22 protein-coding genes are annotated in these 23887 nt (G+C 64.3%); 8 read left to right on the top strand and 14 right to left on the bottom strand.

Annotated features, from left to right (window positions below):
* Window positions 1-45 precede the first annotated feature (45 nt).
* A complete protein-coding gene (locus QTJ18_RS09140) occupies window positions 46-1014 on the top strand; it encodes a YihY/virulence factor BrkB family protein (protein ID WP_252751717.1) in 969 nt (322 codons plus the stop codon).
* A gap of 211 nt (window positions 1015-1225) precedes the next feature.
* On the top strand, window positions 1226-1615 hold the full coding sequence (locus tag QTJ18_RS09135; protein ID WP_252751718.1) for a hypothetical protein: 390 nt from the start codon (window positions 1226-1228) through the stop codon (window positions 1613-1615).
* Between the two features lie 209 nt (window positions 1616-1824).
* On the opposite strand, the gene QTJ18_RS09130 is transcribed toward QTJ18_RS09135, so the two are convergent.
* Together QTJ18_RS09130 and QTJ18_RS09125 are read right to left on the bottom strand one after the other, a co-directional pair.
* Window positions 1825-2391 carry an RES family NAD+ phosphorylase gene (locus QTJ18_RS09130; protein WP_252751719.1) on the bottom strand — a complete coding sequence of 189 codons (567 nt, stop codon included), beginning with the start codon at window positions 2389-2391 and terminating at the stop codon, window positions 1825-1827.
* Window positions 2392-2394: 3 nt separating this feature from the next.
* Window positions 2395-2736, bottom strand: coding sequence for an antitoxin Xre/MbcA/ParS toxin-binding domain-containing protein (locus tag QTJ18_RS09125; protein ID WP_252751720.1), 342 nt, complete (start codon window positions 2734-2736; stop codon window positions 2395-2397).
* A 303-nt stretch (window positions 2737-3039) separates the two neighbouring features.
* Here QTJ18_RS09125 and QTJ18_RS09120 point away from each other — a divergent pair, with 303 nt between their 5' ends.
* Entirely contained in the window at window positions 3040-4458 is a 1419-nt protein-coding gene (locus tag QTJ18_RS09120; protein ID WP_252751912.1) for a serine hydrolase, read from the top strand.
* A gap of 412 nt (window positions 4459-4870) precedes the next feature.
* Here QTJ18_RS09120 and QTJ18_RS09115 read toward each other — a convergent pair whose 3' ends face one another.
* The 6 genes from QTJ18_RS09115 to QTJ18_RS09090 all read right to left on the bottom strand — a co-directional run bounded on the left by QTJ18_RS09115 (window position 4871) and on the right by QTJ18_RS09090 (window position 12173).
* The gene (locus tag QTJ18_RS09115; RefSeq protein ID WP_252751721.1) at window positions 4871-5590 is read right to left on the bottom strand and encodes a L,D-transpeptidase; all 720 of its coding nucleotides are present in this window, start codon (window positions 5588-5590) and stop codon (window positions 4871-4873) included.
* A gap of 211 nt (window positions 5591-5801) precedes the next feature.
* Complete coding sequence (locus tag QTJ18_RS09110; RefSeq protein ID WP_252751722.1) at window positions 5802-6638, bottom strand: L,D-transpeptidase; 837 nt, start codon at window positions 6636-6638, stop codon at window positions 5802-5804.
* A gap of 73 nt (window positions 6639-6711) precedes the next feature.
* Window positions 6712-7638 (bottom strand): alpha/beta hydrolase family protein, encoded by a 927-nt coding sequence (locus QTJ18_RS09105; RefSeq protein ID WP_252751723.1) that lies wholly within the window; start codon window positions 7636-7638, stop codon window positions 6712-6714.
* Between the two features lie 322 nt (window positions 7639-7960).
* Window positions 7961-9583 carry a cisplatin damage response ATP-dependent DNA ligase gene (locus tag QTJ18_RS09100; RefSeq protein ID WP_252751724.1) on the bottom strand — a complete coding sequence of 541 codons (1623 nt, stop codon included), beginning with the start codon at window positions 9581-9583 and terminating at the stop codon, window positions 7961-7963.
* Between the two features lie 31 nt (window positions 9584-9614).
* Window positions 9615-10625 carry a ligase-associated DNA damage response exonuclease gene (locus tag QTJ18_RS09095; RefSeq protein ID WP_252751725.1) on the bottom strand — a complete coding sequence of 337 codons (1011 nt, stop codon included), beginning with the start codon at window positions 10623-10625 and terminating at the stop codon, window positions 9615-9617.
* Window positions 10626-10667: 42 nt separating this feature from the next.
* Window positions 10668-12173, bottom strand: coding sequence for an MDR family MFS transporter (locus tag QTJ18_RS09090; protein WP_252751726.1), 1506 nt, complete (start codon window positions 12171-12173; stop codon window positions 10668-10670).
* Between the two features lie 133 nt (window positions 12174-12306).
* On the opposite strand from QTJ18_RS09090, the gene QTJ18_RS09085 reads away from it, so the two are divergent.
* A complete protein-coding gene (locus tag QTJ18_RS09085; RefSeq protein ID WP_252751727.1) occupies window positions 12307-12966 on the top strand; it encodes a MarR family winged helix-turn-helix transcriptional regulator in 660 nt (219 codons plus the stop codon).
* A 125-nt stretch (window positions 12967-13091) separates the two neighbouring features.
* Here QTJ18_RS09085 and QTJ18_RS09080 read toward each other — a convergent pair whose 3' ends face one another.
* Window positions 13092-14687: a diguanylate cyclase gene (locus tag QTJ18_RS09080; protein WP_252751728.1), complete on the bottom strand. Its 1596-nt coding sequence runs from the start codon at window positions 14685-14687 to the stop codon at window positions 13092-13094.
* A 253-nt stretch (window positions 14688-14940) separates the two neighbouring features.
* Here QTJ18_RS09080 and QTJ18_RS09075 point away from each other — a divergent pair, with 253 nt between their 5' ends.
* Complete coding sequence (locus tag QTJ18_RS09075) at window positions 14941-16320, top strand: TIGR03808 family TAT-translocated repetitive protein (protein ID WP_252751729.1); 1380 nt, start codon at window positions 14941-14943, stop codon at window positions 16318-16320.
* Window positions 16321-16578: 258 nt separating this feature from the next.
* Window positions 16579-17244 carry a glutathione S-transferase family protein gene (locus QTJ18_RS09070; RefSeq protein WP_252751730.1) on the top strand — a complete coding sequence of 222 codons (666 nt, stop codon included), beginning with the start codon at window positions 16579-16581 and terminating at the stop codon, window positions 17242-17244.
* A gap of 145 nt (window positions 17245-17389) precedes the next feature.
* Here QTJ18_RS09070 and QTJ18_RS09065 read toward each other — a convergent pair whose 3' ends face one another.
* Both QTJ18_RS09065 and QTJ18_RS09060 read right to left on the bottom strand, forming a co-directional pair.
* The gene (locus tag QTJ18_RS09065) at window positions 17390-18034 is read right to left on the bottom strand and encodes a DUF2087 domain-containing protein (protein WP_252751731.1); all 645 of its coding nucleotides are present in this window, start codon (window positions 18032-18034) and stop codon (window positions 17390-17392) included.
* Window positions 18035-18203: 169 nt separating this feature from the next.
* A complete protein-coding gene (locus QTJ18_RS09060; protein ID WP_252751732.1) occupies window positions 18204-19127 on the bottom strand; it encodes a LysR substrate-binding domain-containing protein in 924 nt (307 codons plus the stop codon).
* Window positions 19128-19226: 99 nt separating this feature from the next.
* On the opposite strand from QTJ18_RS09060, the gene QTJ18_RS09055 reads away from it, so the two are divergent.
* Window positions 19227-19445 carry a hypothetical protein gene (locus QTJ18_RS09055; protein WP_252751733.1) on the top strand — a complete coding sequence of 73 codons (219 nt, stop codon included), beginning with the start codon at window positions 19227-19229 and terminating at the stop codon, window positions 19443-19445.
* Window positions 19446-19466: 21 nt separating this feature from the next.
* Here the strand turns inward: QTJ18_RS09055 and QTJ18_RS09050 are convergent, their stop codons facing one another.
* Together QTJ18_RS09050 and QTJ18_RS09045 are read right to left on the bottom strand one after the other, a co-directional pair.
* Window positions 19467-20090 carry a glutathione S-transferase family protein gene (locus QTJ18_RS09050; protein ID WP_252751734.1) on the bottom strand — a complete coding sequence of 208 codons (624 nt, stop codon included), beginning with the start codon at window positions 20088-20090 and terminating at the stop codon, window positions 19467-19469.
* 201 nt (window positions 20091-20291) lie between these two features.
* On the bottom strand, window positions 20292-21299 hold the full coding sequence (locus QTJ18_RS09045) for an asparaginase (RefSeq protein WP_252751735.1): 1008 nt from the start codon (window positions 21297-21299) through the stop codon (window positions 20292-20294).
* Window positions 21300-21435: 136 nt separating this feature from the next.
* Between QTJ18_RS09045 and QTJ18_RS09040 the strand changes: the two genes are divergently transcribed.
* Window positions 21436-22176 (top strand): DUF3750 domain-containing protein, encoded by a 741-nt coding sequence (locus QTJ18_RS09040; RefSeq protein ID WP_252751736.1) that lies wholly within the window; start codon window positions 21436-21438, stop codon window positions 22174-22176.
* Window positions 22177-22645: 469 nt separating this feature from the next.
* Here QTJ18_RS09040 and QTJ18_RS09035 read toward each other — a convergent pair whose 3' ends face one another.
* Window positions 22646-23632 carry an NAD(P)H-quinone oxidoreductase gene (locus QTJ18_RS09035; RefSeq protein ID WP_252751913.1) on the bottom strand — a complete coding sequence of 329 codons (987 nt, stop codon included), beginning with the start codon at window positions 23630-23632 and terminating at the stop codon, window positions 22646-22648.
* Between the last annotated feature and the right edge of the window lie 255 nt (window positions 23633-23887).

Here is a 23887-nt window from a genome sequence, read left to right as displayed (position 1 = left end):
ATCCATCGACCGGGTAGACGATTTTCAGGCACAGGAGTGACATGCATGGCTGAGGTGGGGGACAAGACGGATGACGAGCGCGGCCGCAATGCCGAAAATCCGCGCGAGATTCCGTTCACCGGCCTCAAGGATGTCTTCTGGCGTGTCTTCGCCGCCGTGCAGGAGGATCGCGTGATGCTGGTCGCGGCCGGCGTGACCTTCTATTTGCTGCTTGCCGTCTTTCCCGCCATGACCGCCCTGGTCTCGCTCTACGGCATGATCGCCGATCCGGCGACGCTGACCGAAAGGCTCGGCTTTCTTAACAGCATCATGCCGCCGGAAGGGCTGCAGATCTTCTTCTCGCAATTGCAGGCGCTGGCCGGCGAGGCCAAGAATACGCTGAATGTCGGCCTGATCGTCGGTCTGGCGATTGCGCTGTGGAGCGCCAATAACGGCGTGAAAGCCCTGTTCGAGGCGATGAATGTGGCCTATGCCGAGGAGGAGAAGCGCAGCTTCATCCGCCTCAACCTCGTCGCCTTCACCTTCACCCTCGGCCTGATCTTCGGGGTGATCGTCATCGTCATCGGTCTCGGCGTCATCCCGGCCGTGATGACCTTCATCCATTTGGGCAGCGTTGCCGAACTGCTGATCAATGTGCTGCGCTGGCCGGTGCTTCTGGTGATCGTCGCCTTCGGCATCACGCTTCTCTATCGCTACGGACCAAGCCGGGAGATCGCCCGCCTGGCCTGGGTGACCTGGGGTGCGGGCTTTGCGGCGCTGTTCTGGCTGCTGGGCTCGCTCGGCGTCTCCTTCTACCTCTCCAATATTGCCGATTACAATGCGACCTATGGCACGCTCGGTGCGCTGGTTGGCTTCCTGTTCTGGACCTGGATCTCCGTCATCATCGTGATCCTGGGCGCCGAGATCAATGCCGAGCTGGAGCACCAGACGGCGCGGGACAGCACGACCGGCCCGGAAGAGCCGATGGGCAAGCGCGGCGCCTATATGGCCGATACGCTGGGCAAACCCTCCTGAAGGTTCCACCAGCCCCTTCTGTGCCGCCGCCGCCCCGTTTCATGTTCATCCGCCGCGCCACGCGGTCCGTGGCCAAGGCAGCGAGGGAAAGCCTGAAAGGACAGACCGCATGCGCGTTGACTTGTCAGAGCCGACGCGGGAAGACCGCTTGCATGCGGCGGCGGAATTATTTACGTTGACGTGAACGTCAATTAGCTTTGAGGAGAGTTTGATGAACGAGCTGGTGACCCGCGTCGCCGACAATGTCGGCATTACCCCGGATGTGGCCGAAAAGGCCGTTGGCATGATGCTGGGCTTTCTCCAGCGCGAGGCCGATGACGGCGCCGTGGCGCGGATGATCGCGGCCATTCCCGGCGCAGCCGAACTGGTGGCGAAGTTCAACGGCGAAGGCGCCGGCGGCGGCGGCCTGCTGGGCGGCCTGATGTCGAGCTTCGGCGGCGGCGTGATGGCGCTTGGCCAGCAGCTGATGGCGCAAGGCCTCGGCATGGGCGAGATCACCGCTCTGGCGCGCGAGACGATTGCCGTTGCCCGCGAACATGCCGGCTCCGAAACGGTGGATGAAGTGGTCAATTCCGTTCCGGGCCTGAGCCAGTTCGTGTGATGTGACCGCCTTGGGGCCTGCAGCCCGCCGGTCCTTGGAAGATCAGGCTGGGCCCTTTGAGGGTCCGGCCCATCATCGGCATCCCTCGGATGGCCGACACGCGCAGCGCCCGTTTTCTCTCCCCCAACTGTCACCCACTGCAGGCATTTCGTCTTGCCAGATCAATGCTCGCAAAGTGCCGGGACAAGGCGGGCATGGAGACAATCAGGCTATCCGTGCACCGGCTTGCCAACCATTGCCCAGTCGATCAACCCATGATCATTGACGATCTCGATCGCGTCCGGCCTCGACCGATCGCAGAACACGACAAGGTTTGAACACGCGCGCCGGGCGCTCGGAACCATAAGACCGTCTATATCCAGAAAATGCGCCACCTCGGCAATCTCTTGGGAGCGTGGATACTCTGCCACTCGCTCCTCGTATGACAACTGCTTATACCGGGCAGGATCAAGCCCCAGAGCAGTCAGATCATCGAGGGATCCAAGATCCAGCACCTGCGAAAGCTCCACATGAAGCTCATAGAGCTTGAAGCGCACCTTGGAGGGAAACACCGGCTGTCCGCGAAGAAGGTGAAAATACATTTCGGCCAGCGCACCTTCTTTCTCAAGAGAGGTGTAAAGGACATCGAACGTCTTGTCGTCCCAACGACCACCGGAAGCGCTACACTGACACGGGTCACGGGTCTCGCTCGCAACGCGCCACACTGTCCCGCTGAACGAGCGTGGCGGCAGGGCGTCCAAAGCGTCGATCAGGGCACTGTCTCGCAGGTGCACCATGAATTACAGGTACGCTCCGGCATCAAGCCGATCAAGCACGCTCAGCACGTCGATCGATTTGCCATCGTGGATAAGATCAATCGCACGCTGGCCGTCGAGCTGCGGGTGTCGAGCGTAAAGCCAGAGACGGATTTCATCTCCTGAATAATAGTCGGAGAGCCGGCCGACGATATAATACAGATCGCTCAATATCAGTTCGATGCGGGGATGCGGCTTCATCGTTCCTGCCTTCCAGCGGGAAACCGTCGCCTTAGACACATCCGTAATGTTTGCGATGTCGGTGCCCTTCAGGCCCCCGACCTCCTGCAATTCTCCCAGATAGCGAGAGACGGCGCCTTGCTGCATGATGCGGCTTTCTTAACAGATGGGAGCGGCTATTACGTTTGGATTTCACAAGATCAATATATGCAACAAAAACGCAAAGGGCAATCATGCCCCTTTATGGCGCCTTTGCGCGGCATAAAACTGCTGCCGCCAGGGTCACGGATCCCCAGGTTCTTCGGTAAGTGTCCATTAACCACAATTTTAAATATTAAAACTGTAACTTATTTTCCGCCGCTTTCGCGCATTATCTTCGTCTCTTGACCGGATTTCAGGGGTGTGGGGATGACAAAGACGAGGCGCGGATATGGCCGCAATGCTGCGGCCATGATGCTGATGATCGGCGCGATTCTGTTTGGAGCCGAAGCCAGGGCCGGCTATGCCGATTTCATTCTGGACGTTAATTCCGGCAAGGTGCTGCAATCGACCAATGCCGATGAGTTGAACCATCCCGCCTCGCTGACCAAGATGATGACGCTCTACATGGTGTTCGAGGCGCTGCGCGACGGCCGCCTGAGCTGGGACCAGAAGATCGTCATGTCGGCCAATGGCGCCCGCACCATTCCCACCAAGCTCGGCATCCGGGCCGGCCAGACCTATACGGTGCGCGAGGCTGTCTACGGCATGATCGTCCGCTCCGCCAATGATGTGGCCGAAGGGATCGGCGATCATCTTTACGGCTCGGAGGAAGGCTTCGGCCGGGCGATGACGGCGAAGGCCCGCCAGCTCGGCATGAGCCGCACGGTGTTTCGCAACGGCTCCGGCCTGCCCGACAGCCGGCAGGTGACGACGGCCCGCGACATGGCCCGGCTGGGTCTGGCGCTGATGCGCGATTATCCCAAGGAATATGCCCTGTTCTCCACGGCAACCTTCAAGTTCCGCGGCAGGACGCTGCGCGGCCACAACAATCTGATGTATCGCTACAAGGGCATGGACGGCATCAAGACCGGCTTTACCAATGCCAGCGGCTTCAACCTCGTCAGCGCCGTCAACGACAATGGCCGGCGCGTCATCGGCGTCGTCCTGGGCGGCAAGACCGCCCGCAGCCGCGATGCCCGCATGGCCGAGCTTCTGGATGCGGCCATGCCCAAGGCCGCCACGCGCGGCGGCACGCTGATGGCAGCGCTGCGCCCCGGCAAGGCCGCCGAATTCACGCCGCCGCCGGCTGCCGCCGTGCCCGTGCCGGTCATGCCGCGGGCTGCCGAAACCGCCGACCTGTCGAAATTCCCGGCCCGTCCCGCCGCGCCGGCGCAGGCTGTCGCGCCGCTGCCGCCGCTTCCCCGGGCGGAAGCCGCAGCCCCAGCGCGCGAAAAGCTGCCGGCACAAGCCCTTGTTGCGGATCGCTATGCAACAGCGGCGCGCCCGCCCGTTGCCCGCGCGCCTACCGTCACCCGTGCGGCTCCTCCCGCCGAACTGGCCTTTGCCGACCAGGCGACAAGCCTTTCGGACGCCGCGCCATCGCAGGCCGCCCTCCCCTTCCAGGTGGTCAGCGCGGCCGGCTGGCGCGTCCAGCTCGGCACTGCCGGAAGCGAGACCGAGGCCATCACCCTCCTGTCGCGCGCCATGCCCATGCTTGACGGCCGCTTTGGCGGTCTGACGCCTTATACCGATTCCGTGCATGGTGCCGCGGGCGCCCGCTACCGCGCCCGCTTCTCCGGCTTTGCCGACCAGTCGACGGCCTTGTCGGCCTGCAAGACCCTGAAGCAGAACAGCCTCGCCTGCGAGGTGGTGCCGGCAGGCGGCTAAAATCCGGCCTTCGGTATTGCTGCCGGGATGGCCCTTGGGGGTCTGGGGAGTCTGGGGTGTCTGGGGAGTCTGGGGTGACTGTCGGATTGACTGGCGGGATGGACTGGCGGTTTCGGTCAAACCGGCATCTGCCCGCAAGCCTGCCGGGCCACGGTGATGGGCCAGGGGGATGGGCCAAGCTTATCGGCCCCGGGGATTGGCCAAAATGCTTGGCCAGGGGGATGGGCCAAGGATTGCTGACATAGGGTGCTCAGCCAGGATTCTGGGATTGGTCGCGCATGCCGAAGGCCGGCGAGATCCCGCCCTTGAGCCGGCGCTTACGCAGCGCCGGGCGCCTTTTCCGTCATGCCAGATTTTTGCTGGCAGATCTTTACTTGCAGATCCTGACTGGCAGATCCTGACAGGCAGGCCTTTACTGCCAGACGATGATCCGTGCCTTGTTCGGCACGCGCTCGTAAAGGTCGATAATGTCCTGGTTCATCAGCCGCACGCAACCGGAGGATACGGCCTTGCCGATGGAGTTCCATTCCGGGCTGCCATGCAGGCGATAAAGCGTGTCCTGGCCGTTCTGGAAAATATAAAGCGCGCGCGCACCCAGCGGGTTCATCAGGCCCGGCGGCATGCCGCCATTGGCTGCGGAATATTTCACCAGTTCGGGCTGGCGCGCGATCATTTCTGCCGGCGGGGTCCATTTCGGCCATTTCTGGCGCCACTGGATCACGCCCTCACCCTGCCAGGCAAAGCCTTCGCGACCGATGCCGACGCCGTAGCGCATGGCAGTCTCGCCGCCCGGCTCGACCAGGTAGAGGAAGCGCGCATTGGTATCGACCACGACGGTGCCGGGGCGCTCGCCGGTGGAGTTCACCACCCGCTGGCGGTAGAATTGCGAGGGGATCTTCCAATAGGGAATCGCAGGGATGACATAGCCGCCATCGACCATCTGGCCATAGGTGGCGTCGAGTTCCGGCGAACGGCCCGTCGGCGGCGGCGGCAGGCCGGCAGGGCCGAGCGCAACGGTGCGGAGCGGCAGATTGCCGCCGGGACCGGAAGAGGCGCAGCCCGCAAGTGTGGAAGCGGTACCGACTGCGAGCAGGCTCAGGAGACGGCGGCGGCTGATGGTATCACGTGTCATTTTTACGGGAGATACTCTTCACTGATGGGGCGAACGAACGCACGATAACGGGTGGACCTGACTTTGGTTCCGCAATTGTGGCGAGAAGAAGTATAGACCGCCTTAATCCCCTGACCAGAGCGGCACGCCGCACTCTATCGTGACCCGACTGTGATCGGATCACCACAATATCTGGCTTGAATCGCTTCCGGAAGCGCCGTGATCTCCCCGCTCAGAGCACCACGATCGGCGTCGAGGACGGTACGCGTTCGTAAAGATCGATGACGTCCTGATTGAGCAGGCGGACGCAACCGGACGATGTGGCCTTGCCGATGGACTGCCAGTCCGGCGTGCCATGCACGCGGTAGAGCGTATCCTTGCCGCCCTTGAAGATATAGAGCGCCCGGGCACCGAGCGGATTGTTGAGCCCCGGCAGGGCGCCGCCCTCGGCAGCGGAGAATCTCGCCAGTTCCGGCTGGCGCGCCACCATGTCTGCCGGCGGCGTCCAGCGCGGCCATTTGGCCTTCCACTGGATGACGCCGCGCCCCGACCAGGCAAAGCCGTCGCGTCCGATGCCGATGCCGTAGCGGATCGCCTTGCCGTTCGGCTGCACCAGATACAGAAAGCGCTGCCTCGTATCGACGACCAGCGTGCCCGGCGCCTCGCTGGTGCGGTAATCAACCTCCTGGCGCAGGTAACGGGCATCGATCCGCGAATAGGGAATGGCCGGCAGCGTGTGCCCGTCATCGCGCACGCTCTGGTAATAGATGCGATGCACCGGATTGGCGACCGGAATGCCGTAGGTCTGGTGGAACTGGGTCTGGTAGAGCTCGCGCTTCTGCGGAATGGCCTCGCGCTGCGGCACAGGCTGCGGCTGCACGGCAAGCTGCGTCGCATAGACCGGGTTCAGGAAGACGGGCGAGGTTTCCCGCACGAAGACATCCGGGTTCATCCGGCTCGTATCGGTCACCAGAATGCAGCCGGACAGGGTGCCGATGGCCGAAAACAGGGCGGCAAGACTGCAGCGTCTGACCAGAGCTGGCGTGAAAATCGAGGCGGCAAACGGCATGGGGCGCTTTCTTCCGGCAGATGGCGTCGAGCCGACCTTGCCACGTGCGGCTGGCGCGAGGCTTTCGCGACGCTCACGCGCCGTAATGGCGGAAGAAGCGAATGCTCTCCTCGACGGCGGCCGGCACGACGCCATTATGGGTGCCAGGCAAAAGCCGGTGATCGATCGTCTGGCCGGCGCTGCGCGCGCGCGTGATCAGCAATTGATGATTATCGTCGAAGGGCCGCTCCTCCGTTCCGCGCAAAAGCAGGGTGGGACATTTGAGGCTCGCGCCGAAACAGACCGAGGAGCGCATGACGAGCTCGCTCGGATCCTTTGGATCGAAGGGGATTTCCTTGCGGTAGCGGCCGAAATAGCGCCAGGCGCTGACGCCGGCGGAGATCGGCACGGCGGCGCGGAAGGGCCGTGTCATGCCAGCCAGCAGCGAAAGCGTGCCGCCATTGCTGTGGCCGGCCAGATAGATCCGGCTGCGGTCGATGCCTGGCAGGTTTTCGAGAAAATCGGCGGCGGCCAGCGCATCGCTCGTTTCGTCGTAAAAGCCGGAATAATTGCCGGCCTGGCCGTTCTCGCCGCGAAACGAGGGCAGCATGACGACAAAGCCGGCTTTGGCATAGGGCATGACGAGTTCCCAATGCCCGTCGCCGGTGGCATTCCCGCCATGCAGGAACAGGACCGCCGGCTTCAGCTTCACCGAGGGCTCGTACTGCGAAACCCAGGCGATCAGCTTCAGCGTGCCATCCGGACCGCCGGGATAGAAGACCCGGCGCGCGCCGGGCGGCTCGCCCAGCGGACCGGACTGTTCCGGCGAAGGCCCTTGCCGCAGGAGATTGGTCCGGAAGGACTGGCGCGCCTGTGCATAATCGCGCGTGTCGAGCGGCGGCACGGCCGGAACCGGAAAGGGCGGTGGCGAATCCTGCGCGAAAGCGTGGCGCATCGGCAGGGCCGGCAAAAGGCTTGCGGCAGTGAGCGAGGACAGGATCTGGCGACGGGATAGCGGCATCGAAACACCATTTCAAAGGTGGATATCGGACTGGAACACTTAAAAATGGAACGGTCCGGGTGGAACAGTCAAAGCGGATGGATCAGGCGAATGACGGGCGAACTCGGGCAGGCTGACGGGCGGAAGAAGATCGGCGGGCAAGGGTGGCGGCATGATGCAGTGGCTTCTGTCCGACGAAGTCTAGCACTGCGCCCTTTTCCGGCAAGCGGCTGAGGCATCACGCTTTCTCGATTATGCTTGGCCAATATGTGCTTGGCCGCACGTGCTTGTCCAATCGTGCTTGCCCAATCGTGCCTTGACCAGATGGCGGGGCCCTGCCCCCTTAAGCCTTCGCCTCCACCATGGCCATCAATGTCGAGAGGCGATCGGCATCGCGCGGCAGCTTGTCGGCGCGCAGGCGGGCGATCCGCGGGAAGCGCATGGCAACGCCGGATTTATGGCGGGTGGAGCGGTTGATCCCCTCGAAGGCGACTTCCAGCACGAAGCCGAAATCCGGTTCGGCCCGCACGGCCCTGACCGGCCCGAAGCGCTCCACGGTATTGTCGCGCACGAATTTGTCGAGGATTTCCAGCTCGGCATCGGTGAAGCCGAAATAGGCCTTGCCGACAGGCACGAGATGCTCCGCCTCCGGGCCCTGCGCCCAGACGCCGAAGGTGAAATCGGAGTAATAGCTGGATCTTTTGCCATGGCCGCGCTGCGCATACATCATCACCGCATCGATATTGAAGGGATCGCGCTTCCATTTGAACCAGGGGCCCTTGAGCCGGCCGGCCTGGTAGGGGCTGTCCTTCCTCTTCAGCATGACGCCTTCGATCACCGGATCCGGCGGCGACAGGCGCAGGGCGTTCAGCGCGTCCCAGCTGTCGAAACCGACCAGCGGCGACAGGTCGAACCGGTCATGCGGGGCATCCTCGATCAGCGAGGCGAGACGCGCCCGGCGGTCGAGATAGGATCTGGCCCGAATGTCCTCGTCGCGCTCGAAAAGCAGGTCATAGGCGCGCACGAAGGCCGGATAATCCTGCGCGAGTTTCGGCGTGACGGTCTTGCGGTTCAGCCGCTGCTGCAGGTCGGAAAAGGTGCGGGTGGCGCTGTTGGAGCGCGCCGTGCCGCCGACCAGCAATTCGCCATCCACCACGCCCTCGAAATTGATCGCCGCAATCACGTCGGGAAAGGCGCCGGAGACATCGTCGCCGGATCGCGAATAGAGCTTGCGGGTGCCGCCGAAGGAGGAGATCTGCACGCGGATCCCGTCCCATTTCCATTCCGCCGCATAATCGTCCGGGTCCAGCCGGTTCAGATCGCCATCCTCGACCGGATTGGCCAGCATCACCGAATGGAAGATGGCAGGCGTTGCCAGGACCGGTTTGTCCGCCTTGCCTTCCAGCCAGGCAAACAGCGCCTCGTAAGGCGGGGCCAGACCGTGCCACAGCGTCTCGATCTCCGTGACGTCGCGCCCGCCCATGTCCGACAGCGCCTGCTTGGCAAGCCTTGCGGACACTCCGATGCGCAACGAACCCGTGGCAAGCTTGAGGAAGGCGAAGCGGCTGGAGTGATCGAGATGATCGAGCAGGTCGCGCACGGCCGGGCGCACCTCGGTTCGTCCCAGCGCATTCATCCTGTGGACGACCTCCGAGAGCCGCGGCTGGTGATCGGCCGGCACCCTTTCCTTGGCGCCGCCATCCCAAATCAGCGCGATGGTCTCCGCCAGATCGCCGACATAATCGTAGGAATATTGGAAGAGGACCGGATCCAGCCTTTCCAGCGCCAGTTCCTTCAGAAGCGCCGGCTTCACCCCCTTCAGATCCAGCGTGCCGGCCAGCGCCGCCAGGCCATAGCCGCGATCGGGATCGGGCGTGGTGCGGAAATAGTCTGCGAGCAGCCGCAGCTTGGCATTGCGGGAGGGTGTCAGCACCAGGCGATCGAGCAGGGTGGAGAAGGCCTTCATGGGCGCCTCCGCATCGGCACGTTCGTCATCCTCAATCTCCCTCGTCCTCGTAGCCGACGAGATGCAGCGGGCGGGCGGCAATGCCGGACAGTTCGCACCAGCGCACCAGCGCTTCCTCGCGGCCATGGGTCACCCAGACCTCCGCGGGGGCGATCTCGCTGATCGTTTCCAGAAGCTCCGGCCAGTCGCAATGGTCGGAAATCACCAGCGGCAGTTCGACGCCGCCCTGCCGGGCGCGCTGGCGCACCATCATCCAGCCGGAGGCAAAGGCGATCAGCGGCTCCTGAAAGCGCCGCGCCCAGCGGTCCTGGAAGGCGGAGGGTGGCCCCAGCACGACAGCCCCGTGAAAGGCTCCGGGGTCCTTCTTTTCCTGCGTAGCCGGCCGCAGCTCGCCCAGATCGATCCCCTGCCCGGCATAATAATCGCAGAGCTTGGCGAGCGCGCCGTGGATGAAGATCGGCCGGTCATAGCCGCAATCGCGGATCAGGCGGATGACCCGCTGCGCCTTTCCCAGGGCATAGGCGCCGACCAGATGCGTGCGTTCGGGAAATTGTTCGAGAGAGGCCAGCAGCTTGCGGGTCTCGGCCTTCGGATCCGGATGGTGGAAGACGGGCAGGCCGAAGGTCGCCTCGGTGATGAAGACATCGCAGGCGACCGGCTCGAAGGGCGCGCAGGTGGGATCGACGCCGCGCTTGTAATCGCCGGAGACGACGATGCGCATGCCCTTGTGCTCGACGGCGATCTGCGCCGATCCGAGGACATGGCCGGCCGGATGGAACCGCACCGAGACGCCGGAGACATCGGTTACCGCGCCGAACTCGGCCGCCTGGGTGGTCTCGGCAAAATCCGCACCATAGCGCAGCGCCATGATTTCCAGCGTCTGGCGCGTGGCCATGACATGGGTATGGCCGGCCCTGGCGTGATCGGCATGGCCGTGGGTGATGAGCGCCCGCTCGACCGGACGCACGGGATCGATATGGAAGTTTCCGGGCGGGCAAAACAGCCCCGCCGGGGTGGGACACAGCAAGGCTTCGGCTTTCATGACGAGGAAGATAGGCCGGCGCCGCGCTTTTGAAAGAGTGGCCTATTGCTTCTTCAGCGTTGCCGTCGGCAGGCGCACGGGCTTGAGCATCAGCGCCGCCATCAGGCCGACAAATGCGAAGCCGGCAGCGGTGAGGAACATGGGTTCGAAGGCACCGGCATAGGCCTCGGCAATGGCAAGCCTGGCCGCATCGGGCAGTTTCGACAGCTGATCCGGCGTCAGCGTCGTCACGGTCTCGACACCCGCCACCTGCACGCCCTGCATGACGGCGGCAATCACCGCGCCATAGACCGAAATGGCGATGGCCGCTCCTCCCATGCGCGTCAAGGTGACGGCGCCGGTGGCCGAGCCGACATCCGCCCGCGGCACGGCATTCTGCACGCCGATGATCGGGCCCTGCTGGCCAAGGCCGATCGACAGGCCCTGCATCAGCATGACCACCGCGACAAGGATGAGCGAACTGCCGGCATGCAATTGCGAGAAGATCAGCAGGGTCACGACGTTGAGGATAAGGCCGGCGACCACGAAGGGCTTGTAGCGCCCGGTGATGGAAATCAGCCGGCCGGCCGACAGCGAGCCGATGACGATGCCGCCGGTGACGGCAATGAAGAACAGGCCGGCCTGCGTCGGGCTCAGCCCGGTCGTCGTCTGCAGGAAGAGCGCGAAATAATTGACCATGCCGATGGCGACGCCGCCCGTCATCAGCGAGACGACGAGAAACAGCGAGAAGGTCGAATCCTTGAACAGGCGCAGCGGGATGATCGGCTCCGGCGCGCGCCGTTCCACCGCAATCCAGAACAGCACTGCGGCAAGGCCGATGAGGAGGACGAGCCCGCTCTGCCAGGAGAACAGCGCGCCGAACAGCGACAGGCCATCGGTCAGAAGAACGACAGAGGTGCTGGCCAGCGCCAGGAGAACAGCGCCCAGATAATCGATCTTCGGCTGGCGCGCCGGCCGGCGGTTCGGCAGGAGGTAGATCAGGCCGGCCAGCACGACAAGGCCGATCGGCAGGTTGACGAGGAAGATCGACCGCCAGCCGAAGAGATCGCTCAGCGTGCCGCCGATCGTCGGTCCGACCGTGCCGGAGGCCATGATCACAAGGCTGGAATAGCTCTGGTAGCGTGCCCGCTCGCGCGGCTCGAACAGATCGGCATTGATGGAGAAGATCGACACCATGATGCCGCCGCCGCCAAGGCCCTGGAAGACGCGGGCGGCAATCAGGCTGTTCATCGACCAGGCGAGACCGCACAAGAGCGAGCCGATGGTGAAGATGGTGACGGCGGCAATCATCACATATTTGCGGCCGAACAGATCGCCGAGCTTGCCATAGACCGGCATGACGGCGCTGGTGGCCAGAAGATAGGCCGAGCCGACCCAGCCGAAGCGCTCGAAGGCGCCGAATTCGCCGACGATCGTCGGAAGCGCCGTCGAGACGATCTGGTTGTCGAGCGTTGCCATGAACATGGCCGTCAGGAGAAAGAGGAAAACAGTCAGCCGGAGACGAGGCTCGCTGATTAGCGGCTGAAACTGTGTTTGCGACATGTCCATGGGGCGATCCTGATGCTGGAGCGTTTTTATGTGCCTTTAGCATATAATTGTCAATCGCAACTTCTTGCGCTATGCAGAGACCCGAAGACAGCAGCGCGACCGCAAGGCGCAGATCACAAGGACCATGTTCAGCGTGCGCACCAAGACACAGCATCCGGACCCTGCCCCTTCCGGCACGGCGAGCGAGACGGAAGGCCTGACCGCTGCCGGCCCGCCGGAGGCCGCTCATGAGGGCTTGAAAGCCATTCAGGGAGGCTCGGAGGCCATTCACGATGCGCCGGGCGACGCGCCGGATGCCGGAACCGATGCGCCGGGCGATGCCGTGCTGCTGATCGGCGAAAGCATGACGCGGATGCGCGTGATGATGGGGCGGCGGGTCATCAGCAAGATGGCGATCGCCCGGGCGGCGCCGAGCCTCGACCTGTCCCAGCTCGATGTTCTGGATGTGGTGCGCCGGATCGGCGCCGAGGGCGGCGAGGCAAGCGTTGGCGCCGTTGCCGAGGCGATGCGGCTCGATCCCTCGCGCGGCAGCCGCATGGTGGCGGAGCTGGTGAGCCTTAAACTCCTGCGCCGCCAGGCCTGCCAGGGCGACGGACGTCGCTCCATTCTGCGCCTGACGGCCGAGGGCGACCATCTGATGGGCGAGATCCGCGCCATCAAGCACGGGCTGATCGCCTCGGCCACCGAGGATTGGTCGCAGGAGGAGCGGCTGGCCTTCAGCGCCCTCTTCTCCCGCTTTCTCGACGGCCTGGCGCAAAGCTATCCACCGCCCTCGGACAGCGCCGCGGGCTAAAGCGCCCCCCGGTTTTCCGACCAGAACCTGCGTCAAAACAATGAACGAAGCGGACGAAGACTTGGCAGGCCAATGCACCTCTGCTTGGGGTCGCTGATCCTGCGGCCGGTCCCGGTCCTTGCGCTCTATTCCCCCGCAACCGCGAAGCGGCTGGGCGGCGGCGCCACTTCCATCGTGTCGCGCCCCTGCGCCTTGGCCTGGTACATGAAGCGATCGGCGCAAGCGAGGAGTTCCTCCGGCGTCGCGCCGTCCTGCGGGAAGAAGGCAATGCCCATGCTGCTCGTGGGGCGCAGGATCTCGCCCTCCACCTCCATCGCCTCGCCCAGATGGCTGCGGATATCGCCCAGCCGGCGCAGGACGCCTGCATGTTCATGGGCCGGATTGCTGAAGACGATGGCGAATTCGTCTCCCCCCAGCCGCACCAGAAGATCGCTTGACCTGACGGAGCGCTGCAGCCTGGACGACAGGATCTTCAGCACCTCGTCACCGGCGGCATGGCCGAAGCCATCATTGATCTGCTTGAAATTATCGAGATCGATATAGGCGACGGTGACATTGCGCCCTTCGCGGCGGGCCTCGTTCAGCATGCGGCTGAACTGTGGCCAGAACAGCGCCCGGTTCGGCAGGCCCGTCAGCGGGTCGTGATGCGCCATATGGCGGATCCGGTCCTCGTTGCGCGTGCGTTCGATGGCGATGGCGGCAAGATCGGTCGCCATCAGCGCCAGCTCCATCTCCCGGTCGGTCGGCTCGCGCACGGTGGCGGAATAAAGGGCGAGCGTGCCGAGGACCTCGCGCTCGCTGCTGAGCACGGGGGTCGACCAGCAGGAGCGCAGGCCGAAGATCAGGGCAATGTCGCGGAAGTTTGCCCAGAGCGGATCCGTTTCGATATCGCGGACGATGACGGTGCTGCGCCGCCAGGCGGCCGTGCCGCAGGAGCCGGCCCGCGGCCCGATCTCCACCCCGTCGACGAGGCGCGTATAGGCCAGCGGCAGATCCGGCGCCTCGCCGTGATGAAGGCGCGCGCCCTCCTCGTCGGCCAGCAGGAAGGATGCCCGGATATCGTTCAGCTGCCGCTGGACCAGCCGGCAAATCCCTTCCAGGATCTGCGTCAGCGGCTTGCCGCGCGCCACCATTTCCAGAACGGCGGCCTGGTCCTTGCGCAAGCCCTCCTCCCGCTTGCGTTCAGTGATCTCGCGCGACATCACGATGAGCCCGGCCACCCGGCCCTCTCTGTCGCGCAGGGGCGTGCGCGTCGTCCAGAGCCAGACCTCCTGGCCGTCCGGCAGCCGCGCCAGTTCTTCCTGCTCATGCGTTTCGCCGAGCGACATCAGCTGCTGTTCGAGCAGGAAGCGTTCCTCCGCCCGCTCTTCGCCGAGAATGTCGAAGACCGTCTTGCCGAAAATGTCGGACAGTGCGCTGGCGCCGGCCTTGGCCAGAACGGCGGCATTGGCAAAGACGAGACGGCCGCGCCGATCCTTCAGCGTCAGCCATTCCGGGAACTGGTCCATCAGAGCGATGGTATCCAGAGACTGGATCATGCGGGTGCTTTCGCCGTCATCGATATCATGGGCGGTGGCAATGCGCAGGAGACGATGGCGGACCCGCTCCAGCGGATCGATCTCCGCAGCCGCCATCACGCTGCCCGTGGTCGTTCCGGCCGTGGTGGTTCCGGCCGTGATCGCGCCCTCGGTCATTGCTCCATAGATCATGGCATCCGTCATTGAGCCTCTCTTCTTGCCGGTCTCGCAAAAGGCGTATCAGCCGGCACACACGCCCTCTTCTCTGTCCCCTTCTGCGGGAAAGACTAAGGGCGAGCCCCATCTGCACAAGGCCGGCGCGATCACAATGCTGAAGCTTCGCTCAGAAACCCTTATCGCTTCGTTAGTTCGGCCGCCGGAAGCCCCGTAAGCCGCCAAAGCCTGTGCCGGATCGGCACAGTTTACGGCTGGCACGCTTCCTGCATCGGCGCAGGGTATGAGCACAGATGGTTCCATTTCGCGACGACAGCTGCTGATTCTCTCCGGCCTTGCCGCCGCCCACGCCCCGCAGGCGCTTGCCGCACCGCGCGGCACGGTGGCGGAGGCGGATCTGCGCGGCTCGTTCCAGGCGGCGCAATTTGCCGTCACGCCCAAAGCGGAGGATATGGGCAGCGCCAAGTTCCGCGCCATTCTCGCGCGCGCGGCTTCCGAGAACAAGCCGGTCTTCCTGCCCCCCGGAACCTATCCGATTTCCGGCCTCGACCTGCCGGACAATACGCGGCTGACCGGTGTCGCCGGCGCCTCCCGCCTCGTCTATACCGGCGATGGATCGATGCTGCGGGCAGAGGGGCTGCGGCGCCTCGAACTCTCCAATATCATCATAGACGGCGCCAATCGCTGGCTCTCCGACCAGACCGGCAGCCTGGTGGACGTGCGCGACGTGGACGAATTCATCCTCGACAATTGCGAGATCATCGGCTCGTCAAAGACGGCGCTGCATCTCGAGCGCTGCGCGGCGCGCATCACGGGCAATCGCCTGTCCGGCGCGGCCGATTACGCGATCTACGCCGTGGATGGCCGCGACACGCTCATCGCCGACAATGAGATCGGCACCTGCGGCAATGGCGGCATCCTCGTCCATCGCTTCACCAAGGGTGCCGACGGTACCAAGCTTACCGGCAACCGGCTGACCTCGATCGGCGCGCGCAATGGCGGCACCGGACCTTTCGGCAATGCCATCAACCTGTTTCGCGCCGACGACGTCATGGTGGCGGACAATTTCATCCGCGGCGCGGCCTTTTCCGCCATACGCGCCAATGCCGCGTCCAATACGATGATCGCCAACAATCAGTGCCTTGGAAGCGGCGAAACCGCCATCTATGCCGAATTCGGCTTCGAAGGCGCGCTGGTGACCGGCAATCTCGTCGATGGCGCGGCCAACGGCATCTCCGTCGTCAATTTCGACAGCGGCGGCCGGCTGGCGACGATCGCCAACAACATCGTGCGCAATATCTCCGACAAGGGCCCCTATGTGCACGACAATGTCGGCTTCGGCTTCGGCATCAGCGTGGAAGCCGATGCGGCCGTCAGCGGCAATGTCATGGAAAACATTGCCCGATTCGGCATTCTGGCCGGCTGGGGGCCCTATCTGCGCAACCTCGCCGTGACCGGCAATGTCGTGCGGCGGGCGGCGACCGGCATGGCGGTCTCCGTGGCCCCCGATGCCGGGGCCGCCGTGATCGCCAACAATCTCTTTGCCGAGACGCCGAAGGGCGCCATTATCGGCTATCGCTGGCATGATGCGGCAAGCGGCGATCTGGTCGATGGATCGAGCGATTACCCGCACCTGATGCTCTCCGGCAACCGCCGCTCCTGAGCCTTCGCACCGGAAGCAAACAGCGGCGCCTAAACCCCGCCCGCCCCCGGACGTCCCTGCTCGCCCTCGGTCAACTCCTGGAGCCGTAAGGGGTCGAAAAAAACCGCGACTTTCCGTTGACGCGCCGCTTTGTCAAAGCGCTTGGGGCCATGCTATAGCGTCGGGCGAATGATCGGAAACGGCCCGACGGAACGGGTCCCTTCAGGCCGAGCCTGCGTGCTCGGGTTTCGCGGACACTTCATGGGGAGACAAACTGACATGCTGACCATCTACGGCGCCTATCGTTCGCGCGCGACCCGCAATCTCTGGCTTGCGGGCGAACTGGACCTGCCATTCACCCATGTGCCGGTGCTGCAGGCCAGGCGCCTCGACGATCCGCTCGCACCCGATGCGCCGATCAACACGCTGTCGCCCGCCTTTCTCGCCATCAATCCCATGGGCACCATTCCCTCGATCGATGATGACGGCGTGATCCTGCACGAATCGCTCGCCATCAATCTCTATCTCGCCAAGAAATATGGCGGCCTCCTCGGCCCGCAGGACCTCGAAGAGGATGCGGCCATGCTGCAATGGACGCTGTTTGCGGCAACCGAGATCGAGGCCACGGCCTTGAAGATCTCGATGGCGGCGCTGGGGCCCGAAACCGAGGAGACGAAGGCCACGATCGCCGTTTCGGCGCGCAGCCTGAAACGCCCCTTCGACGTGCTGGAGACGCAGTTGACCGGCAAGACCTATCTTGTCGGCGACCGGTTCACCGTCGCCGACATCAATCTGGCCGAGATCGTCCGCTACGCGCAAGCCGAGGCGGAGCTGTTTTCCAGCCGCAAGGCGCTGAAAGCCTGGCTGGACCGGCTGCAGACGCGCCCCGCCTTCAAGGCGATGTGGGAGAAGCGGCTGGCGGAGCCCGCAACCGGGCCGGTCTAGGGTCAAAACTCAATCAGGATTTGGCGCGTGGTATGAGAGAAAATCGTTCAGTTTAAGGAGCGAAGCCGCAGGAAGGGCCAACCCCTTTCAAGGCTTTGCGACGCCAAAATGGGCGATTTTCGCCATATCCCTGCGGGACGCGACGTCAAGCCCTTGCCTCGTCCACTGGACGTCCGACTGGAGGCCCGTTGGACGGCTTCGGCCTGTTGGACGGGCGGGCCGAGACGGGCGGCGGCACTGCAGCGCGCAGACGCGCCTGCAGATGGCGGATCAGCTCGCCTGCATCGGCCGGCGGCTGCTGCTCGATGCGCCGGTAGATCCGGCAGTCCTGCGAGCGGGACATCATGCCCCAGTCGATCAGCTCGCGGCGGATCAGCACGTGATCGCCAAACCCGTTCAGCGACTTCAGGATCTCGTTGACCCTCGTCTCCGGCAGGTCCTGGCGGGCGGGGATCTGCGCCCAGCACCACCAGAGCGCCAGCTTCTGCTGCGAGGTCTTCTTCGGCCAGCGCGCCATCACGGCCTGCGCATCAAAGCAGCGCAGAACCTGCTCGATCCGCCGATGATCGACGGGCTCCGGCCGGGCCGCGGCCTCAAGCGCCTGCAGCCTTGCGGCGGCATTGTCCGAGGCCTTCAGGTGCTGGAAGTTGCGAAAACCGGCGCCCCGCGCCAGTAGGTTCAAGAGCTCCAGATGGCTGGGCCTTGCATCCCGCGCCTCAAGCGCCCGGCGCAGGCTCCGGGCAAGCGCGGAAATATCGGGAACGGTCAGTGCATGCACGTCTCTCGACATGGTTTCATCCTCTAAAATCGCGCCGATCGTTTAGCCGGTGGCCACCGTCTTCCGACCCGGCACGATGGAAGATCCAGTCGTGTGTGCGGGATGAGATTGCAGGTTTAGCTCCCGGTCGATGACCGGGCGGTGGCGCCTGGGTGAACTGCTGACCCTTGCGCATCAAGGGTTAGCGCCCCAATGCCGTTTCGTCAAGCAGTGCCCATTCGGCCATGGCCTCCGCCAGTTCCTGCCTCAGCCAGGCCTCGAACATCTTGACCTTCGCCGGGCGCCTTGCCCCGGCGCGGGTGACGCAATAATGCCCCATGCCGGTCGAGGCCTCGATGGCAAAGGGAACGACGAGGCAATTCTGGCGCAGCGCCGAATGCGCCAGAAGCTTCCAGGCGAGCATGACGCCCTGGCCGGCAATGGCTGCCTCCAGCGCAAGGGAGGCTTCGCTGAAGACGTGGCGCGGCCGGATGCTGCGCCCCGCAAGGCCTGCCTCGGCAAGCCAGATATCCCAGGAAAACATCGCCTGGCCATCCAGAAGGATCGGCAGGGACAGAAGATCCTCCGGCGCGCGCAGATCCCGGGCCAAGGCCGGCGCGCAGACCGGAAACACGGTCTGCGGCAAAAGAAGATCGGCCGTCACGCCCGGCCAGTCGCCATGGCCGATCCGGATGGCGACATCCACATCGTCGCGGGCGAAATCGACGAGCCTTGCGGTTGCGTCGAGTCTCAGGCGCAGATGCGGATGACGGGCGGTGAAACGGTCAATGCGCGGCAGGATGAAGCGCGAGGCAAAGACCGGCGCGACCGAGACGGTCAGCAGCGTATCATCCGGCGCCCGCGCCAGCGCCACCGCCTCCGACAGGGCCTGGAAACCCTGGCCGAGCCGTGCGGTCAGGGCCGCCGCTCCCTCGACCGGCACCAGGCCCTTCGATGTGCGGGCAAAGACCGGGCGGCCAAGCTGTGCCTCCGCCTTGATGACCTGCTGGCTGACGGCGCCGACAGTCACGCCAAGCTCTTGCGCCGCCGCCTGGAGAGAGCCGAGACGGGCGACGCTTTCCAGGGCACGAAGGCCGTTGAGGTGGACGCGGTTCAGGTTCTGCATATAGATTTTCTACAGCATCTCCCTGATTTCCTCAATTGCGGGCAGAAGCGATCTTGACGATGAAGAAGCCGCAAATTCTTCTATTTGCGAGGTTCTCCAATGGCCATAACCAGCCTGTTCTATCGATGCTTGCTCGACTGGGCGAGGCGCGAGGAGCCGCCCTGCCCCGATGATCCTCTGCAGCATCCCGACATCCGGCAGATGAGCGCAAGGGCACTGGCCGACCTGCCGATCGGCCCCGATGTCGGCCTCAAGGCCCCGGACGAAGCACCGCCCGGGCCGACCGTACCCATGTCTCCGCCGCGCCGCTGCGCCTGAAGGAAAGCTTCAGGCGGGCGGTCAGGCCGCGGCTTCGGCGGCCAGCGCCTTCTGCACGGCCGGGCGCGCCTTCATGCGCTCGAAATGCGCCTGGACGCGCGGGAATTCGGCAATGTCCACCCCGTCGCTACGCAGCCAGCTGGACATGACATAGAGATAGGAATCGGCGACGGAAAATTCCTCGCCCAGCACGTAGGGCCCGACGAGGAGACCGTCTTCGATCAACTGAAACGCATCGCGCATGGTGGCCGGCACCTTGCGCTTCATGTCCTCGATCGAGGTCGGCTCGTCGGCCCAGCGCGTGGCGCGGCGGCCATGGGCGTGGTTGACGTGCACCGTCGTGGCGAGAAAGCTGTTGAAGCCCTGCATGCGGGCCAAGGCGAAGGGATCATCGAGCGGCGCAAGCTTCTTTTCGGGCGCCATCTGGGCGATGTAGAGAAGAATGGCCGAGGTCTCCGTCAGGGTGCCCTGCTCGGTCACCAGCGCCGGCACGCGGCCCTTCGGATTCAGCGCGAGATAATCCTGCGACTGCTGCTCATTCTTGCCGAAATTGAGGATCCGCAGCGAAAACGGCAGGCCGGCCTCGTGAATGGCGATATGGGCGGCGAGCGAGCAGGCGCCGGGCGAGACGTATAGGGTATGCATGTCGATCCTCCAGTCTTCGGGCGCGCCTTGGCCTCCTGCCGTTTCGGGCGCCCCTTGCAGATTCGGTGTCACCTTACAGTGTGTTACAGCCAAGTGGTGTGATTTTGACATCTCGGACGAGAGATCGGGTCATTCGGCTGCGGCAGGCTCACGCTTCAGCCGCCCGCCGCCCGTGCCAGGCAAGACCAGATGCCCTTACCGTCACCGCATCAGCGCCTGCGTGACGCGAATATCGCCGACATGCAGGCCGGTCCAATTGTGCATGGGGCGATTGGCCATGGCCATCAGGGCAGTGCGGATCTCGCTGTCGCGGTCGAAACAGGTCGCAGTGACGGCATAGATCATGGCTTCGGCGGCGCGAGTCGCGCCGTCCTCGCATTTGACGGCAATGGCCAGGCCCTGCTCCGGCAAGGCCGCAACGAAGACGCCCTCGGCGCCGGTCTTGGCGAAGATCTTGCCCGGCGCCAGCTGCATCAGGCGGGTGCAGGCGCGTTTCGTGCCGGCCACGTGGAAGGGCTCGGCCATGCAGGCCTCCATCAGGCGGCGGGACGCCGCGGCGCGCGCCGGCGAAATCCGCTCACCCGTCAGCATTTTCGCAAAGCCCTCCGCCAGCGCCCTCAGCGGCACGGCATAAGTGGGGATGGAACAGCCATCAATGCCGCAGCGATCGACATCCAGGGCAATGCCGGTCAGATCTTCCATGACGCTGCGGATCTCCGCCTGCAGGGGATGATCATAACCGACATAGCCTTTCGGATCAAAGCCCGACTGGACGCAGGTGCAGATGAATCCGGCATGCTTGCCCGAACAGTTATTGTGCAGCGTGCAGGGCCTGTCGATCGTCCGCGCCTGATGGATCAGCACATCCTGATGCGACGACCAGTGGGCGCCGCATTCCAGCGCCGTGTGATCGTGGCCGGCCTTGGCCAGCATGCCGGCCGCCGTGCGGACATGCTCATCCTCGCCGGAATGGGAGGAGCAGGCAAGCGCCAGCTCCTGCCGGGTCAGACCGAAGCGATCGGCAGCGCCGCTTTCGATCAGCGGCAGCGCCTGCATGGCCTTGCAGGCCGAGCGCGGAAAGACGCCCGCCTCCACATCGCCCACGGAGAAGAGGGTCCGGCCCTGGCCATCGACGATGATGGCGGCGCCGCGATGCCGGCTTTCGACACGATTGCCGCGGGTGACTTCAACGGTAACGGGATTTTGCATTGGGGCGCCCTGATGATGCTGCTTTGCTGTGGTGATAGCGCGTTGGCCATAAAGCATTGGTCATAGCGCGTTACGGCGAAAAGCAAAACGGTCGGCGCGCCGGGCAAGCGAGCGCAAAGGAGCCACGGGGTCAAAGGTGACGAGATTTCTGAAACGGCTGGTGATCGCCTTCACCATCATCTATCTGCTGCCGGCCTTTGCATCGGCGGGCTGGTGGGCATTGCAGGATCATCCCGCCCGCTGGAGCGAGGCCAATTGGGGCTCTGCCGGCCTGCTGCCCAAGCCGGCCGACAGCCGGGATGCCGCCATCTACATCTTCTCCGCCAAGACAGGCGGCTTGAAGGGCGCCGTTGCGAGCCATGCCTGGATCGTGACGAAGGACAAGGGTGCTTCAAGCTATACGCGCTATGACAAGGTCGGCTGGGGTTCGCCGATCCGCCGCAACCACCGGCCCGCGGATGCCTTCTGGTATTCCAATGCGCCGGAACTCGTGACCGCAGTGACCGGCGTCGAGGCCGAACTGCTGATCCCCAAGGTGGAAGGCGCGATCGCCGCCTATCCCTATGCCGAGCCCGGCGGCTATACGATCTGGCCCGGGCCGAATTCCAACACCTTCGTCGCCTTCGTGCTGCGCAACGTGCCCGAACTCGGCGCCGTGCTGCCGCCGCATGCCGTGGGCCGCGATTACCTTCCGGATGGCGATTTCCTGCATGTGGATGCCGATGGGCGCGATGTGCATCTGACCATTCGCGGCCTGATCGGGATATCGGCAGGCCTGCGCAGCGGCTTCGAGCTGCATTGCCTGGGCCTCGTGGCAGGGCTGGATTTCGCCCGCCCCGGCATCAAGATCCCAGCGGTCGGCCGGATCGGGATCTGACGAACCGGGATCTGGCAAAACGGTATCTGGCAGTTCGGGACGTGAGGGGAAGCGGCCCGGCGCATCGGGTCTCCCCTCCTTCGCGAGACCCTGCTTTTTGAAGGACCCTGCGCTTCGAAGTATCCTGCCTTTCGAAGAACCCTGCGCTTCAACAGAAAAAGGGTCGCTTTCGCGACCCTTTCCATGAGTTTCGGTTCTGAAGGCGAACCGGGACCCCTAAAGAGACCCCATCGGGAGGTGTGGTCAGGCCGAGGGCTGCCCCGTCAAAACCAAAACCTTTCCCATGTCCGCGTTGCAAACCGCAATCTCACTCGACATCGGATCACCTCCTTTCGTTTCGTTGAACATGGACACAAGGTAGGGGCGACCGGGCAAAAGCGCAAGGCACGTTTTATGACGAAGTTCGAACTATCGTTATCGGACCACGGGATCGAAGCGCGTCACACTGGGCGTTTACCGGGCCCTGCCCTCATTTCAGCGTCATGATGATCTTGCCGATATGGCTGCTCGTCTCCATCAGCCGATGCGCCTCCACCACCTGATCGAAGGGGAGAACCTCGTGGATCACCGGCGCGATGGTGCCCGCTTCCAGCAGCGGCCAGACCTGCGTCAGCAATTCGTCGCGAATGGCGCGCTTCTCTTCCGCCGTGCGCGGCCGCATGGTGGAGCCGGTCACCGTCAGGCGCTTGACCATGATCGGCCTGAGGTCGACCTTTTCGGCGATGGTGCCGCCGAGAAAGGCGATGATCGACAGGCAGCCATCCTTGGCGAGCACCGAGAGGTTCTTCTCGAAATAGGCGGCGCCGATCATGTCGAGCACCACATCCACGCCCTTGCCCTGCGTGGCCTGCTTGACCACCGCGGCGAAATCCTCCGACCGGTAATTGATGCCGCGCGCCGCGCCGAGATCCTCGCAGGCCTTGCACTTCTCCGCGGTGCCGGCCGTTGCATAGACCGTGGCGCCGAAGGCCTTGGCCAATTGGATCGCCGTCGTGCCGATCCCGGAGGTGCCGCCATGGATCAGCACGCTTTCGCCCTCCGTCAGCCCGGCCATCTGGAAGAGATTGGCCCAGACGGTGAAGAAGGTTTCCGGCAGAGCGGCGGCCTTCACCGCATCATAGCCTTTCGGGATGGGCAGGGTCTGGCCGGCCGGCAGCAGGCAATATTCCGCATAGCCGCCGCCATTGGCGAGGCCGCACACCGTTTCGCCCACGGCAAAATCATCGGTCCCTTCGCCCAGCATCACCACTTCGCCGGCCACTTCGAGCCCGAGAACCGGGCTTGCATCCTTGGGCGGCGGATAGATCCCCTGCCGCTGCGCCACATCCGGCCGGTTGACGCCTGCCGCAAGGACGCGCACCAGAACTTCGCCCGGGCCTGGCCGAGGCAGCGGCGACCGGGCGAAGGTCATCACCTCCGGCGCGCCGAAACCGGGCAGGTCCACATGGCGCATCATGTCGGGAAGGGTCTTATCGGCAAGGCTCTTATCGGCAAGGCTCTTGTCGGCAAGGGTCGTATCGGGAAGGGTCATGGGTGGGCGTCCTCCTATTGCGAGTACCGATGTAGGACAGGAGCCTGCGGTTGGAAAGGCGGCGCGCTGACGCGGCGCGTCATCCTGCCTAACGGCGAGCACATTCTCGACGTCTCTTCCATAAGCTTGCGGAGACCGACAGCGGCCTCTTCTCCTATCCGCACACGAAACCTGCTGCGA

Origin of the sequence: Rhizobium sp. SSA_523 (assembly GCF_030435705.1) — a bacterium.
Taxonomy (GTDB): domain Bacteria; phylum Pseudomonadota; class Alphaproteobacteria; order Rhizobiales; family Rhizobiaceae; genus Neorhizobium.
The sequence above is the reverse complement of the archived record's forward strand: the minus strand, read 5'-3'. Positions and strand labels throughout refer to the sequence as shown.